The following is a 15,272-nucleotide window of genomic DNA, read 5'->3' as shown; positions in this document are numbered from 1 at the left end:
AACGGACTAGCTGGACGCGGCCTTGTCCTCGTCCGGCAGCGGGGTGCCGGTCGGGGTCTCGTCCGTCGGGACGTCGCCGCGCTCCCTCTCCTTGCCCCGGCGCACGGCGGTCAGCAGCAGCTGCGCCACGTCCACGACCTCGACGTGCGAGCCCGCGGCCCCCTCGTTCTGACGCGCGGTGACGCCGTCGGTCAGCATCACGCGGCAGAACGGGCAGCCCGTCGCGATCTTCGACGGCGCGGTGCCGAGCGCCTCGTCCACGCGGTCGAGGTTGATGCGCTTGCCGATCCGCTCCTCCATCCACATGCGAGCGCCACCGGCGCCGCAGCACATGGACCGCTCCTCGTGGCGCGGCATCTCGCGCAGCGTCGCGCCCGACGCGCCGACCAGCTCGCGCGGCGCCTCGTAGATCTTGTTGTGCCGGCCCAGGTAGCACGGGTCGTGGTAGGTGACGTCCTCCGCGACCTCGGCCACCGGCACCAGCCTGCGCTCGCGCACCAGCCGGTTGAGCAGCTGCGTGTGGTGGACGACCTCGAACGTGCCGCCGACCTGCGGGTACTCGTTGGCCAGCGTGTTGAAGCAGTGCGCGCACGTCACGACGATCTTGCGTTGGCCGGGCGCGCGACCGTCGAACACGGTGTTGAGCACCTCGACGTTCTGCTGCGCGAGCATCTGGAACAGGAACTCGTTGCCCGCGCGCCGCGCCGGGTCGCCGGTGCAGGTCTCCTCCGGCCCGAGGACGGTGTACTCGACGCCCGCGGTGTGCAGCAGCTCGGCCACGGCCCGCGTGGTCTTCTTCGCCCGGTCCTCGAACGCGCCCGCGCAGCCGACCCAGAACAGGTACTCGGCGTCACCCAGCTCGCCGTCGAACACGGGCACCTCGAAGTCGAGGCCCTCGGTCCACGCCAGGCGGTCCTTGGCGTTCTGGCCCCACGGGTTGCCCTTGTTCTCCAGGTTCTTGAACATGCCGCCCAGCTCGGACGGGAAGTTCGACTCGATCAGCACCTGGTAGCGGCGCATGTCGACGATGTGGTCGACGTGCTCGATGTCCACGGGGCACTGCTCGACGCACGCGCCGCACGTCGTGCACGACCACAGCACCTCGGGGTCGATGACGCCCAGCTCGTCCGCGCCGCCGATCAGCGGCCGCTCGGACTCGGCCATGGCCAGCACGTCGATGGACTCGAGGCGCTTCTTGTAGTCCTCGTACTTGTCCTCGGTGAGGCCGACCTCGTCGCCCGCCATGTCCTTGGAGCCGCCGGCGAGCAGGTACGGGGCCTTGGCGAACGCGTGGTCGCGCAGCTGGGTGATGACCAGCTTCGGCGACAGCGGCTTGCCGGTGTTCCACGCCGGGCACTGGGACTGGCAGCGGCCGCACTCGGTGCACGTGCTGAAGTCCAGCCAGCCCTTCCAGGAGAAGTCCTCGACCTTGCCGACGCCGAACACGTCCTTGTCGGGGTCGGCTTCCTCCAGGTCGAGGACCTTGCCGCCGCTCATCATCGGCTTGAGCGCGCCGAGCGCGACGCCGCCGTCGTCCTCGCGCTTGAAGTAGATGTTGAAGAACGCGCTGAACCGGTGCCAGGCCACGCCCATGGTGAGGTTCTTGGCGACCACGATCAGCCAGATCATGCCGGACAGCAGCTTGGTGAACGCCATGATCGAGACCCAGTCGGGGCTCGCGGGCAGGATCGTGGACAGCGGCCCGGTGACGAACGACGACCACAGCGGCGGGTCCTCCAGGCCGGAGGCCTGCTTGAACGCCTTCACGCCGAGGATGCCGAGGCCCTCGATGATCACGACCGCTTCGACGAAGTAGGCGGCCTTGAAGCTGGAGCCCGCGAACCGGGACAGGCGGTCGGCGCGGCGCGGGTGGTTGAGCTGGCGGATGATCGCCAGCGCGACGCCGCCGACCACGGTGCCGATGCCGAGCAGCTCGACCAGCAGCAGCCACAGCGACCACGTGCCGATGATCGGCCAGTGGAAGCCGGGGTCGAACATCTCGCCGTAGGCCTCGAACAGCACCGCGGAGCCGATCAGGAAGCCCCACATCACCATCCAGTGCCAGGGACCGACGTGGCGGAGCTTCATCATCCGGGTGTGGGCGACGAACTCCACGAACAAGGTCCGCAGGCGGGGCACGACCGGCCCGTTGCGGGTCGAGTCCGGCTGGCCGAGGCGGATGATCTTGATCATCCGCAAGACACCGGCGACGAACAGACCCCAGGCGAACACGCTGACGGCGACGCCGATGGCGCCGAGGGTGAGCTGGAGGGCTCCCATTGTGGTGGCGGCCTTTCTCGTCCGTTCTCCTGGCTGGGCAGCCTACGCCCGATTACTCACCGGTAACCACTTGGACGTGGTCGATCACATAGGCGCGTTAGGGTTGTGGAACGGGTGTTCAACTAGTTGGGGGCGGCGCGTGCTGGTGTACCTGGTGCTGGCGGTGGCGATCGTGGGCGAGGTCACCGCCACGGTGTTCCTCAAGCTGTCGGAGGGGTTCAGCAAGCCGATCCCGTCCGTCGTGGTGGTCTTGGGGTACCTGGTGGCGTTCGGCGCGTTGAGCAAGGTGCTCCAGCTCGGGATGCCGATCGGCGTCGCGTACGCCATCTGGTGCGCCTTCGGGATCGCCGCGGTCGCGGGCGCCGGCGTGGTCCTGTTCCAGGAGCCGGTGAACGCGACGATGGTGGTCGGGCTGCTGCTGGTGATCGCCGGGGTCGTCGCCATCGAGGTCGGCAGCGGTGCCGCCGCCTGACGGCCGGGCGCGGCCCCACGGCGAGCCCCGGCCTGCGGTCGGGGTGACCGACGGCGCGGTGACCGACGGACGCCGGGTCCGCGGCGAGCGGCGTCGGCGGGCGATCCTGGAGGCCACCCTCCGGGTCGTCGAGCGGGACGGCGTGGCCGGCGTGAGCCACCGGTCGGTCGCCCGCGAGGCAGGCGTGCCGACCACGTCGACCACCTACTACTTCGCGACGCTGGACGACCTGCTGATCGCGACGCTGACGTGGTCGGCCGACCAGATGGCTTCGAGTTTCCGCAAGGTGCCGCCGACGCAGGCCGCGGTGGCCCGGTTCCTGGCCGACGCCGTCGGCGCCCACCGCGGCCGGACGCTGGCCGAGTACGAGCTGTACCTCCTGGCGGCACGCCGGCCGGAGCTGCGCCCGGCGGCCCGGCGGTGGCTGGAGCTGATCACCGAGGCGGTCGGTCCCTGGGACCCGGTGGCGCTGCGGGCGCTGCTCGCCGGCGTCGACGGGCTGCTGATCCAGGGGTTGATCGCGGAATTCCCCCCAATGGCGCAGGATTTCGAGCCCGTCGTGTCCCTTCTGATGCTTGGCGGATGACCTTCGCGCGGGACACTGTGGCATGAGGTTCGCCGGTCGTGAGTCGTGGCAGGTGTCGCACGGGACGAATCAGACGGTCAACACCGCTCTGTTCATCCGCGACACGCTCGCGCTCTCGGTCGACACCGTGCCCGAGCTGCCCGGGCTCGACCCGTCGGTGCCGGTCGTGGTGCCGTCCGGGGTCGACCGCGCGGCGGCGGCCGAGGAGTGGCTCGGCTGGTGGGCCGACGTGCTCGACCACGCCCGCACCGAGATGCCCGGCACCGCGCCGGACGACCCGAACGGGCAGTCGTTGCAGGTCAGGCCCGCGTTGCGGGCGGCGGTGCTGGCGTTGGGCGCGGCGGCGGCGGTGTACGACGAGCAGCACGCGACGACCCGCGGCGCGCTGCCGATCGGCGAGGTCGTCCGCGGGGTGGAGGGTCGGATCGGGCGGTACGTGCGGCCGTTCCGGCTGGTGATCACCGAGGTGCCCGTGCAGGGGCTCGTGTGGGAGCGGATGACCGAGTCGCACGTGATCGCGTCGCAGCGGTTCCTGAGCGACCCGGCCCGCTCGGCGCCCGCGCTGCGCGCGGTGGTGGAATCCCTCGCCTGACCCGCCCGGCGCCCACCTGCGTCCCGCCCCGGCCCCCCGCCCGCACGGATCAGCCGCGGTCGCGCCGTCGACCGGCCTGCGGTCCCGCCGCTGATCAACCGCGGTCCGTCGTCGGTCGCCGGGGTAGGGCCAGCCCCCGTACCGGGTCGGGGGTCTTCCTGGTGGGCCGGTCACCCCGCCGCGCCTAGCGTGAACGGCGACAACCTTGACGCCTGAGGGGGCAGCGGTGGCAAAGCGGATCGCGTTGGCGGCCGTAGTGGCGGTGGCCGCGGCGGTGGCGCTCACGTCGTGCGTGCGGCTCGTGCAGCAGAGCTTCGACGACCAGCACGAGGTGACGGGCCAGGTCACGGAGGTGCGGCTGGCGAACGGCGCGGGCGACGTCGTCCTCCGCAGCCGGGACGGGGCCACCCGGACGGAGGTCAAGCGGCGCGTCCGGTACGCCAAGGACCACGACAAGCCCAGCGGCGACTCGCACCGCCTGGACGGCTCCACGCTGGTCCTCGACGGCTGCGGCGACCGGTGCTCGGTGGACTACGAGGTCGTCGTGCCGTCCACGGACGTCCGCGTCACCGGCGAGAACGGCTCCGGCAACGTCCACCTCGAGGACGTGGCCTCGGTCGAGGTCGAGGTCGGCTCCGGCGACACCACGGTGCGCCGCGTGTCCGGGGTGGTCCGGCTGGTCAACAACTCGGGCGACATCGACGTGGCCGACGTGGCCGGCGACTTCACCGGCCGGATCGACTCCGGCAACTCCCACCTGTCGAACATGCGCGGCACGGTGACCGTCGACAACGGCTCCGGCGACGTCCACGTGCGGATGGGCGCCGCCCTGTCGGTGCGCGCCGAGTCGGGCAGCGGCAACGTCACCGTCCAGGTGCCCAGGAGCGGCGCTTACAAGGTCGACGTGGACGCGGGCAGCGGCGAGCAGGCGATCGACGTGCCGAACGACCCGAACGCCTCCGCCGAGCTGCTCGTGCGCGCCGGCAGCGGCGACGTGAGGATCGAAGCGACCTGAGCGCACCACCCCGCCGGCTCGCCCTCATCGGCCCCGGTCGGGCGCACCTCGCGTGCCGCCCGACCGGGGCCGACGGCGTTCCCGGACCCGAGCGGGTGTCCTGAATCACGCCCGGCGGGGAACACCCGAACCGCCCCGTCCGTTGGACAGGCAGAAAGATTGAGCCGGGTGGACTCAAGTCCTCCGGGGCCGGCTAAACTTGAGCCGGTACCGCTCAACGCGGGGCTCTTACAGACGCACTACCAGGAGGAATCCAAATGGCGCGAGCGGTCGGCATCGACCTGGGGACGACCAACTCCGTCGTCGCGGTTCTCGAAGGTGGCGAGCCGACGGTGATCGCCAACTCCGAGGGGTCGCGCACCACCCCGTCCATCGTCGCCTTCGCCAAGAACGGCGAGGTGCTCACCGGTCAGCCCGCCAAGAACCAGGCGGTGACCAACGTCGACCGGACGATCCGGTCCGTGAAGCGGCACATCGGCACGGACTGGAAGACCGACGACATCGACGGCAAGAGGTACACGCCGCAGGAGATCAGCGCGCGCGTGCTGATGAAGCTCAAGCGCGACGCCGAGGCGTACCTGGGCGAGGAGATCACCGACGCGGTGATCACCGTCCCCGCCTACTTCGAGGACGCGCAGCGCCAGGCCACCAAGGAGGCCGGCCAGATCGCGGGCCTCAACGTGCTGCGCATCGTCAACGAGCCCACCTCCGCCGCCCTGGCCTACGGCCTCGACAAGGGCGACAAGGAGCAGACCATCCTGGTCTTCGACCTCGGTGGCGGCACGTTCGACGTCTCGCTGCTGGAGCTGGCCGAGGGCGTGGTCGAGGTCAAGGCGACCTCCGGTGACAACCACCTCGGCGGCGACGACTGGGACCAGCGCATCGTCGACTGGCTGGTCGAGCGGTTCAAGCAGACCAACGGCATCGACCTGACCAAGGACAAGATGGCGTTGCAGCGCATCCGCGAGGCCGCCGAGAAGGCCAAGATCGAGCTGTCCAGCTCGAACAACGCCTCCATCAACCTGCCCTACATCACCGTGGACGCGGACAAGAACCCGCTGTTCATGGACGAGACGCTGTCGCGCGCCGAGTTCCAGCGCATCACCAACGACCTGCTGGAGCGCACCCGCGCGCCGTTCAACAACGTGATCAAGGACGCCGGCATCAGCGTCGGCGACATCGACCACGTGGTGCTGGTCGGCGGTTCCACCCGCATGCCCGCGGTGGCCGAACTCGTCAAGGAGCTGACCGGCGGCCGTGAGCCGAACAAGGGCGTGAACCCGGACGAGGTCGTCGCGATCGGCGCCGCCCTCCAGGCCGGTGTGCTGAAGGGCGAGGTCAAGGACGTCCTGCTGCTCGACGTCACCCCGCTGTCCCTGGGCATCGAGACCAAGGGCGGCGTGATGACCAAGCTCATCGAGCGCAACACCACGATCCCGACCAAGCGCTCCGAGATCTTCACGACGGCCGACGACAACCAGCCGTCCGTCCAGATCCAGGTGTTCCAGGGTGAGCGCGAGTTCGCCCGGGACAACAAGAAGCTCGGCATGTTCGAGCTGACCGGCCTGCCGCCCGCGCCGCGCGGCGTCCCGCAGATCGAGGTCACCTTCGACATCGACGCGAACGGCATCGTGCACGTGTCCGCGAAGGACATGGGCACGGGCAAGGAGCAGCGGATGACGATCACCGGCGGCTCCGCGCTGCCGAAGGACGACATCGAGCGGATGATCAAGGACGCCGAGGCGCACGCCGAGGAGGACAAGCGCCGCCGCGACGAGGCCGAGGTCCGCAACCAGGCCGAGACGCTCGTCTACCAGACGGAGAAGGTCCTCAAGGAGAACGAGGACAAGATCCCCGCCGAGGTCAAGGACAAGGTCACCGCGGCCATCGCCGACACCAACGAGGCGCTCAAGGGCGAGGACATCGCCAAGATCCGCACCGCGGTGGAGAAGCTGGCCACCGAGTCCCAGGCCATCGGCCAGTCCCTGTACGCCAACGCCGGACCCACGGCCGACGCCGCCGGCGCCGCGGGCGGTGCTACCGCCGGCGACGCGCCCAAGGCCGACGACGTGGTGGACGCGGAGATCGTCGACGAGGACGAGAAGAAGTGACCCAGCACGAGGAACAGCCCCACGTGGTGGTGCGCGACCGCAGGCGCGTCGACCCCGAGACCGGCGAGGTGCGCCCCACGTCGCCCGAGGACGCGGTCGACGCCCAGGCCGCCGACGCGCCGGTCGGGTCGGAGGGCGGCAAGCACGCCGCCCCCGACCAGCCGGAGCCGGACGCGGCGCAGGCCGTCGCCGACGACCCGACCGTCGAGCTGAAGGCACAGCTGGACGAGCGGACCGCCGACCTCCAGCGGCTGACCGCCGAGTACGCCAACTACCGCAAGCGGGTCGACCGCGACCGGGAACTGGTGATCGCCACGGCCAAGGCGCAGGTGGCGGGCGAACTGCTCGCCGTGCTGGACGACATCGAGCGGGCCGGCGCGCACGGTGACCTCACCGGCGCGTTCAAGGCGGTGGCCGACAAGCTGGTCGGCGCGCTGCACGGCACCGGTCTGGAGCCGTTCGGGCACGAGGGCGAGGAGTTCGACCCGTCCGTCCACGAGGCCGTCCAGCACGGCACCTCGCCGGACGTCAGCGGGCCGACCGTCACCGCCGTGCTGCGTCGCGGCTACCGGTTCGGCGAGCGCGTGCTGCGGCCCGCGCTGGTCGCGGTGACCGACCACGAGCCGGCCGCCGAGCAGCCGGTCGTCGAGCAGTCGGGCGCCGAAGAGGTCGTCGAGAAGCCGGTAGAAGAGCAGCAGCAGGACTGAGGAAGGGGGCGGCGTCCGTTGAGCGCTCGCGACTGGATCGAGAAGGACTTCTACCGCGAGCTGGGCGTTTCCTCCGACGCCTCGGCCGACGAGGTCAAGAAGGCGTACCGGAAGTTGGCGCGGGAGCTGCACCCCGACGCCAACCCCGGTGACGCCAAGGCCGAGGCCAGGTTCAAGGCGGTGTCCGAGGCGTACGGCGTGCTCTCGGACCCCGCCAAGCGCAAGCAGTACGACGAGGCCCGCCGCCTCTTCGCCGGAGGCGGCGGGTTCCCCGGCGGTTTCGGGACGGGCGGCGGCTTCGACGTCGGCGACCTGTTCGGCCGCCAGGGAGCCCAGCAGGCCGGCGGCATGGGCGGGCTCGGCGACCTGCTCGGCGGGCTGTTCAACCGCCGGGCGGGCGGCTCGGCGTCCGCGACCAGGCCGCGTCGCGGCGAGGACGTCGAGACCGACGTGCGGATCGACTTCACCGAGGCCGTCAAGGGCGCGACCGTGCCCATGCGCCTGTCGAGCCCCGCGACCTGCGGCACGTGCGCGGGTTCCGGCGCGCGTCCCGGCACGTCGCCGCACACCTGCACCAACTGCGGCGGGGCCGGTCTCGTCACCCGCAGCCAGGGCGCGTTCGCGTTCTCCGAGCCGTGCGCCGACTGCCGCGGCACCGGGCGGATCGTGGACGACCCGTGCCCCGAGTGCGGCGGCGACGGCGTGAGCACGAAGACCCGGACGCTGACCATCCGCATCCCGCCGGGCGTCGACGACGGGCAGCGGATCAGGCTGGCCGGGCAGGGCGAGCCGGGGCGCAACAACGGGCCGGCGGGCGACCTGTACGTGCGGGTCCACGTGAACCCGCACCCGGTGTTCGGCCGGTCGGGCAACGACCTGACCGTGACCGTGCCCGTGACGTTCCCCGAGCTGGCGCTGGGCGCGACGTTGACCGTGCCCACGCTCGAGGGCAAGGTGACCGTGAAGGTGCCCGCCGGCACGGCCAGTGGCCGGGTGCTGCGGGCCAAGGGCAAGGGCATCGCCAAGCGCGACGGCCAGGTCGGCGACCTGCTCATCACGCTGAACGTGGCGGTGCCGAACAACATGGATGCCGCAGCCAGGGAGGCGTTGGAGAACTACGCGTCGGCGACGGCGAAGCACGACCCGCGCGCGGAGCTCAACGCCCTGTTGGAGAAGAGGTCGGTGTGAGCTTCCCGTTCCCGCCCGGCACCGACGAGGACACCCCGTTCTTCGTCATCTCCGTGGCGGCCCAGCTGTCCGGTCTGCACGCCCAGACGCTCCGGGCGTACGACCGGCTGGGTCTGGTGTCGCCGGGTCGCACGTCCGGTGGTGGTCGTCGGTACTCGATGCGCGACATCGTGCTGCTGCGCGAGGTGCAGCGACTCTCCCAGGAGGAGGGCGTCAACCTCGCCGGCATCAAGCGGATCATCGAGCTGGAGAACGAGGTCGGCGCGCTGCGCGCCAAGGTCAACGAGCTGTCCGAGCAGCTCGCCTCGGCGATGGCGGCAGCCGAGCACGCCGCCGCGTCGGTCCACGCCTCGTACCGCCGTGACCTGGTGCCCGTACGTCACGAGACGGCCCTCGTCGTGTGGAAGCCGAACTCGAAGCGCTGACCGCGCCGTGGGCCGGGGCCGTGCCGCCGCGGACACACAATCGGGTGATCATCGCCCGAATATGTACGGAAACACTGTTACCGCCCCTCGGTAGCAACGAGGACCCCCGCGACACCGACCCGACCACCCAACGCCGGCCCACCCCACCCCCGTGACCGCCGCCGACCGGGATCGCGCCGATCGGGTCCGTGCGACACGGCGGTGAACGCCACACTGGGCACGTGGATTACGTCTTCGTGCACGGCACCACCCAGTCACCGGCGGCGTGGCGACCCGTCGAGGACCTGCTCCGCAGCCGCGGCCACCGCACGGTCGCCGTCGACCTGCCCACCGACCGACCCGAGCTGCGAGCCGTCGACTACGCCGCGATCGCCCGCGCCCAGGCGGGCGACATGCTCGCCCCGGTCCTGGTCGGCCACTCCGGCGCCGGCCTGCTGATGCCCGCGATCGCCCACGCCGTCGCCGCGTCCCACCTCGCCTGGATCGCCGCGGTGATCCCCGGACCGGTGTCCCTGGCCGACGAGCTGGCGGCCGACGCGGGCGAGATGTTCCACCCGGAGTGGCGGACCCTCACCGAACCGCCCACCGCGGACCCCGTGGTGGCGGCGTACTTCCTGTTCCACGACTGCGACCTGGCGGGCGTGCGCGCCGGCCTGCGGACCGTGCGCCTGTTCTACCCCGCCGCAACGTACCGCGAGGTGCACCGGCTGCCCGACCTGCCGTCCACCTACGTCCTGCCCCGCGACGACCGCACGCTGCGCGCGTCGTGGATGCGCCGCGCCGCGCGCGAACGGCTCGGGGTCGAGGCGATCGAGGTCGACGGCGGGCACTGCCCGCAGACCAGCAGGCCGCAGACCCTGGCCGCCGTGCTCGGCACCCTCTGACGGCCCGACCCGACCTGTCCTACCGACCCGACCGACCCGACTGGACCCGACTCGGCCCGACTAACCCGGCCCGACTGACCCGAGCCGATCCGACTGACCCGATCCGATCCGATCCGACCCGGCCACCTGACCCGAGCCCCGCGTGACGTGCGTGCGCGACCCAAGCCCGCGTAACCGCGCCCCGTGGGCGACGTCGGTCAGTCCAGGGTGAACGGGTCGTACTTGATCCGGTCCAACGGCGTGCCGGCGACGAGCATCCGGGACACCGTCGCGCGGATCATGGACGGCGAGCCGCAGACCAGCACGTCCCGCTCCTCCCACGCCCCGTACCGGGTGACCACGTCGGCCAGCGTGCCCTGCTCGACGCCACGCGCGCCGGGGTCGGACTCCAGCACCGGCACCACGGTCAGCCACGGGTTCGTCATGGCGAACCGCTGGAGGTTGTCCAGGTCGTACAGGTCCTCGCGGGTCCGGCCGCCCATGAACAGGTGCACGCGCGGGTTCTCGCCCCACTGCGCCATCTCGTCGATGATCGCGTGCATCGGCGCGACACCGGTGCCGCCGGCGACCATCAGCACGTCACGCCCGGCCTTCCGGTCGACGCTGAGCCGACCCATGGGCGGGCCGATGCGCCAGACGTCGCCGGGCTGCGTGTGGCCGACGATCGACCGGCTCACCCACCCGCCCTCGACCGACCGGATGTGGAACTCGATGATGCCGTCGTCACGGGGGGCGTTGGCGGGCGTGAAGTACCGCCACAACCGCGCCCGCTGGGGCGTCTCGACGCTCACGTACTGGCCCGCGCGGTAGCCGACGGGGTGGTCGGGCTGGAGCCGCACCACGGCCAGGTCCCAGCTCACCCGCTGGTGGTCGAGCACGGTGGCGTGCCAGTAGGCCGGGCCGTCGTCGGCGGCCGCCGCCTCCTGCATGGCGCGCGCCATGATCGTGTACGCCTCGGCCCAGGCCATCTCGACCTTCGGCGTCCACGCGGGGCCGGCGAACTTCTTCACCGCCGCGAGCAGCGCCGTGCCGACCGACTCGTAGTGCACGTTGACGACGCCGAACTTGCGGTGGTCCCGGCCGAGCTGGCGCAGGAACGGGATCAGGTCGTCGGGGCGGTCCACCATCTGCACGACGTGGACCAGGGCGCGCAGCAGGCGGCTGCGCTGGACCTCCATGTTCACGGGGAACATCTCACGGGTCGCCGGCGCGAGGCTGAAGAGCATGCCGTAGAAGAACTTGGCTACCTCTTCGGCGCGCGGCTCCACCACCGCGAAGCTCTCCCGGATCATCCGCACCATTGCGGTGACGCCAGGAGGAGGTTCTCGGTGTGGGGGGCTCGGGATGGGGCTCAACACAGCGTTCGCAGTCATGGTCCGGGCGCAGTCTCCACGTTTCTGGCGGCGCCAGCAAGGGCGCTACGTCCTCGTCAAGCTTCCATCCCCGACGAAGGGACACTAACCCGCCAACTGGCCGGTCGACTCCTTGATGCCACCTTCGAGTGCAGTGCGGTTACGGACGGTCGCAGACCGCTCCCGCGAACGGGTGGACATTCCCTTCCACGTATACCGAATGCGCGCCCTCCAGCGCACCCGCAGGCGCACGTCCGCGCGCACGAAAGCGCACGTCACCGTGCGGAGGAGGTGCGGGAGCCCGATCCTGGCACCCGCACGGCCCAGTGCCCGCACCTCCCGCCGCCGCCCGGCGCGGCACGTTTCACCCCAGTGGCGGCCGGCGGACCGCACGGCTGCGGTGGGCCGTCGTCACCTGTGGATTCCCACCTGCGGATTGTGGACAACCGGGCCGTGAGTGTGGACAACCCGCTACGACATGTGGGTGACGGGCGTCAGGACTGCGCCGACCGCTCCGCCGTGCCGCGCTCCACGCAGAACTCGTTGCCCTCCGGATCGGCCAGGACGACCCACCCGGTGCCGTCGGGCCGGCGGTGGTCGGCGACCTGCGTGGCGCCGAGCCCCAGCAGGCGCTCGACCTCGGCGTCCCGGGTCGTGTCGGGCTGGAGGTCGAGGTGGACGCGGTTCTTCACCGTCTTGCCCTCGGGCACCTGGATGAAGAGCAGGCCAGGGCCGTCCGGAAGCGCGACGAGCGCTTCGGGGTCGCCGGGCTCGTCGTCGTCGGAGATCGGGTGGCCGGTCACCTGGCTCCAGAAGCCGGCCAGCGCGTACGCGTCCTTGCAGTCCACGGTGATGTGGCGCACGAGTGAGGTCATGCGCCGATCGTCATGCGTCGGCGGACCGGCCGCACCCGAGTTTCGCCGAGCCGCCCCCCGACCGGCCGGCGTGTGCCACACCACACGAGTTCCACTAGGTTGAGCGGAACTGGCTCAACTTGTCTGACGTTGAGCGGGATGATGGCCGACGCGGGAACGCCGGCCGCGCGCAGGAAAACACCGACCGAGGTGAGGAATGGACGCTTTCAACCCGACCACGAAGACCCAGCAGGCCGTGTCCGCCGCCGTGCAGGCGGCGACCATCGCGGGCAACCCCGATGTCGGCTCGGTCCACCTCCTCGGCGCCCTCCTGGCCCAGGGCGACGGCCTGACCGCGCCGCTGCTGTCCGCCGTCGGCGCGGACCCGAAGCAGGTCCACAAGGAGCTGGAGCAGCTGACCAGGGCGCTGCCCGCGGCCAGCGGGTCGTCCGTGTCCGCGCCCCAGTTCTCCCGCGACGCCGTCCGCGTACTCGGCAAGGCCCAGGAACTCGCCACCGAGATGGGTGACGAGTACGTGTCCACCGAGCACCTGCTGGTCGGGCTCGCCCACCACGGCGGCCAGGTCGCCGACCTGCTCCGCCGCCACGGTGCGACCCCCGAGGCACTGAAGGAGGCGTTCGGCAAGGTCCGCGGCTCGGCCCGCGTCACCAGCCCCGACCCCGAGGGCACCTACCAAGCGCTGGAGAAGTACGGCGTCGACCTGACCGAACGCGCCCGCAAGGGCGAGCTGGACCCCGTCATCGGCCGGAACACCGAGATCCGCCGCGTCGTGCAGGTCCTCTCCCGCCGCACGAAGAACAACCCCGTCCTGATCGGCGAGCCCGGCGTCGGCAAGACCGCCATCGTCGAGGGCCTGGCCCAGCGCATCGTGGCCGGTGACGTGCCCGAGTCGCTGCGCGGCAAGAAGGTCGTCGCGCTCGACCTGGGCGCGATGGTCGCGGGCGCGAAGTACCGCGGCGAGTTCGAGGAGCGGCTGAAGGCCGTGCTGAAGGAGATCACCGACTCCGCCGGCCAGGTCATCACGTTCATCGACGAGCTGCACACGATCGTGGGCGCGGGCGCGACCGGCGAGTCCGCCATGGACGCCGGCAACATGATCAAGCCGATGCTGGCGCGCGGCGAGCTGCGCATGGTCGGCGCGACCACGCTGGACGAGTACCGGGAGCACGTCGAGAAGGACCCGGCCCTGGAGCGCCGCTTCCAGCAGGTCTTCGTCGGCGAGCCGTCCGTCGAGGACACGATCGGCATCCTGCGCGGCCTCAAGGACCGGTACGAGGTGCACCACGGCGTGCGCATCACCGACGCCGCCCTGGTCGCCGCCGCGACCCTGTCCGACCGGTACATCACCGCCCGCTTCCTCCCGGACAAGGCCATCGACCTGGTGGACGAGTCCGCGTCCCGCCTGCGCATGGAGATCGACTCCCGGCCCGTCGAGATCGACGAGGTCGAGCGCGCCGTCCGCCGGCTGGAGATCGAGGAGATGGCGCTGGCCAAGGAGTCGGACGCGGCCTCGGTGGAACGCCTCGCCGCGCTGCGCGCCGAGCTGGCCGAGCAGCGCGAGACGCTGGCCGGGTTGACCGCGCGCTGGCAGAACGAGAAGGGCTCGATCGAGAAGGTCCGCGACCTGAAGGAGCAGCTGGAGCAGCTGCGCGGCGAGTCCGAGCGGGCCGAGCGCGACGGCGACCTGGGCCGTGCCGCCGAGCTGCGGTACGGGCGCATCCCGGCGCTGGAGAAGGAGCTGGAGGCGGCCACCCGCACCACGCAGGACGCCTCCGTGATGCTGAAGGAGGAGGTCGGCCCGGACGACGTGGCCGACGTCGTGTCCGCGTGGACGGGCATCCCGGCCGGGCGGCTGCTCGAAGGCGAGACGGCGAAGCTGCTGCGCATGGAGGACGAGCTGGCCAGGCGCGTCGTCGGCCAGGCCGAGGCCGTCCGGGTCGTGTCGGACGCGGTCCGGCGCACCCGTGCGGGCGTGGCCGACCCGGACCGGCCGACCGGCTCGTTCCTGTTCCTCGGGCCGACCGGCGTCGGCAAGACCGAGCTGGCCAAGGCGCTGGCGGAGTTCCTGTTCGACGACGAGCGGGCGATGATCCGGATCGACATGAGCGAGTACTCCGAGAAGCACTCGGTGGCCCGCCTCGTCGGCGCGCCCCCCGGCTACGTCGGCTACGACCAGGGCGGTCAGCTGACCGAGTCGGTCCGCCGCCGGCCGTACTCGGTCGTGCTGCTCGACGAGGTCGAGAAGGCCCACCCGGACGTGTTCGACGTGCTGCTGCAGGTGCTGGACGACGGCAGGCTCACCGACGGCCAGGGCCGCACGGTGGACTTCCGCAACACCATCCTGGTGCTCACGTCGAACCTCGGCTCGCACGTCATCGCGGACGCGACGCTGGACGAGCGTCAGCGCAAGGACGCGGTGATGTCGATCGTCCGCACCCACTTCAAGCCCGAGTTCCTGAACCGGCTGGACGACGTGGTGGTGTTCCACTCGCTGGCCACCGAGGAGCTGACGTCGATCGTCGACATCCAGGTCGACCGGTTGGCGCGGCGGTTGGCGCAGCGGCGCCTGGCGCTGGACGTCACGCCCGCCGCGCGGGAGTGGCTGGCCCTGAACGGCTTCGACCCCGTGTACGGGGCGCGGCCGTTGCGGCGGCTGGTGCAGTCGTCGATCGGGGACCAGCTGGCGAAGGAGCTGCTGGCCGGCGAGGTGCGTGACGGCGACACCGTGCGGGTGGACGTGCTGGACGACCAGTCGGGCCTGATCGTCGGCCGGTCGTGAGCTGAT

13 protein-coding genes are annotated in these 15,272 nt (G+C 71.3%); 10 read left to right on the top strand and 3 right to left on the bottom strand.

The window, feature by feature from the left end; all coding sequences use genetic code 11:
• Window positions 1–6: 6 nt before the first annotated feature.
• Window positions 7–2,280, bottom strand: a complete 2,274-nt coding sequence (locus tag ACFQ3T_RS01695) for a (Fe-S)-binding protein (protein ID WP_380718942.1) — start codon at window positions 2,278–2,280, stop codon at window positions 7–9.
• 142 nt (window positions 2,281–2,422) lie between these two features.
• Here ACFQ3T_RS01695 and ACFQ3T_RS01690 point away from each other — a divergent pair, with 142 nt between their 5' ends.
• The 9 genes from ACFQ3T_RS01690 (at window position 2,423) to ACFQ3T_RS01650 (ending at window position 10,260) form a co-directional block, all read left to right on the top strand.
• The gene (locus ACFQ3T_RS01690; RefSeq protein ID WP_380719030.1) at window positions 2,423–2,752 is read left to right on the top strand and encodes a DMT family transporter; all 330 of its coding nucleotides are present in this window, start codon (window positions 2,423–2,425) and stop codon (window positions 2,750–2,752) included.
• A gap of 58 nt (window positions 2,753–2,810) precedes the next feature.
• A complete protein-coding gene (locus ACFQ3T_RS01685; protein WP_380718940.1) occupies window positions 2,811–3,338 on the top strand; it encodes a TetR/AcrR family transcriptional regulator in 528 nt (175 codons plus the stop codon).
• Window positions 3,339–3,360: 22 nt separating this feature from the next.
• A complete protein-coding gene (locus ACFQ3T_RS01680) occupies window positions 3,361–3,930 on the top strand; it encodes a hypothetical protein (RefSeq protein WP_380718938.1) in 570 nt (189 codons plus the stop codon).
• 226 nt (window positions 3,931–4,156) lie between these two features.
• Window positions 4,157–4,945 (top strand): DUF4097 family beta strand repeat-containing protein, encoded by a 789-nt coding sequence (locus ACFQ3T_RS01675; protein WP_380718936.1) that lies wholly within the window; start codon window positions 4,157–4,159, stop codon window positions 4,943–4,945.
• 257 nt (window positions 4,946–5,202) lie between these two features.
• The gene (gene dnaK, locus ACFQ3T_RS01670; RefSeq protein ID WP_380718934.1) at window positions 5,203–7,056 is read left to right on the top strand and encodes a molecular chaperone DnaK; all 1,854 of its coding nucleotides are present in this window, start codon (window positions 5,203–5,205) and stop codon (window positions 7,054–7,056) included.
• Entirely contained in the window at window positions 7,053–7,763 is a 711-nt protein-coding gene (gene grpE / locus ACFQ3T_RS01665; protein ID WP_380718932.1) for a nucleotide exchange factor GrpE, read from the top strand. The genes dnaK and grpE overlap by 4 nt, the downstream gene beginning before the upstream one ends.
• An 18-nt stretch (window positions 7,764–7,781) precedes the next feature.
• Window positions 7,782–8,951 (top strand): molecular chaperone DnaJ, encoded by a 1,170-nt coding sequence (dnaJ, locus tag ACFQ3T_RS01660; RefSeq protein ID WP_380718929.1) that lies wholly within the window; start codon window positions 7,782–7,784, stop codon window positions 8,949–8,951.
• Complete coding sequence (locus ACFQ3T_RS01655; protein WP_380718927.1) at window positions 8,948–9,376, top strand: heat shock protein transcriptional repressor HspR; 429 nt, start codon at window positions 8,948–8,950, stop codon at window positions 9,374–9,376. The genes dnaJ and ACFQ3T_RS01655 overlap by 4 nt, the downstream gene beginning before the upstream one ends.
• 221 nt (window positions 9,377–9,597) lie before the next feature.
• Window positions 9,598–10,260 carry an alpha/beta fold hydrolase gene (locus ACFQ3T_RS01650; RefSeq protein WP_380718925.1) on the top strand — a complete coding sequence of 221 codons (663 nt, stop codon included), beginning with the start codon at window positions 9,598–9,600 and terminating at the stop codon, window positions 10,258–10,260.
• Between the two features lie 197 nt (window positions 10,261–10,457).
• Here ACFQ3T_RS01650 and ACFQ3T_RS01645 read toward each other — a convergent pair whose 3' ends face one another.
• Together ACFQ3T_RS01645 and ACFQ3T_RS01640 are read right to left on the bottom strand one after the other, a co-directional pair.
• The gene (locus ACFQ3T_RS01645) at window positions 10,458–11,561 is read right to left on the bottom strand and encodes an FAD-binding oxidoreductase (protein ID WP_380718923.1); all 1,104 of its coding nucleotides are present in this window, start codon (window positions 11,559–11,561) and stop codon (window positions 10,458–10,460) included.
• A 545-nt stretch (window positions 11,562–12,106) separates the two neighbouring features.
• Window positions 12,107–12,487, bottom strand: coding sequence for a VOC family protein (locus ACFQ3T_RS01640; protein WP_380718921.1), 381 nt, complete (start codon window positions 12,485–12,487; stop codon window positions 12,107–12,109).
• Between the two features lie 196 nt (window positions 12,488–12,683).
• Here ACFQ3T_RS01640 and clpB point away from each other — a divergent pair, with 196 nt between their 5' ends.
• Entirely contained in the window at window positions 12,684–15,266 is a 2,583-nt protein-coding gene (gene clpB, locus ACFQ3T_RS01635) for an ATP-dependent chaperone ClpB (RefSeq protein WP_380718919.1), read from the top strand.
• Window positions 15,267–15,272: the final 6 nt, after the last annotated feature.

Source organism: Saccharothrix hoggarensis, from assembly GCF_042678885.1.
Classification (GTDB): domain Bacteria; phylum Actinomycetota; class Actinomycetes; order Mycobacteriales; family Pseudonocardiaceae; genus Actinosynnema; species Actinosynnema hoggarensis.
Note: the sequence above shows the minus strand (reverse complement) of the source record. Positions and strands in the feature narration are given on the sequence as shown.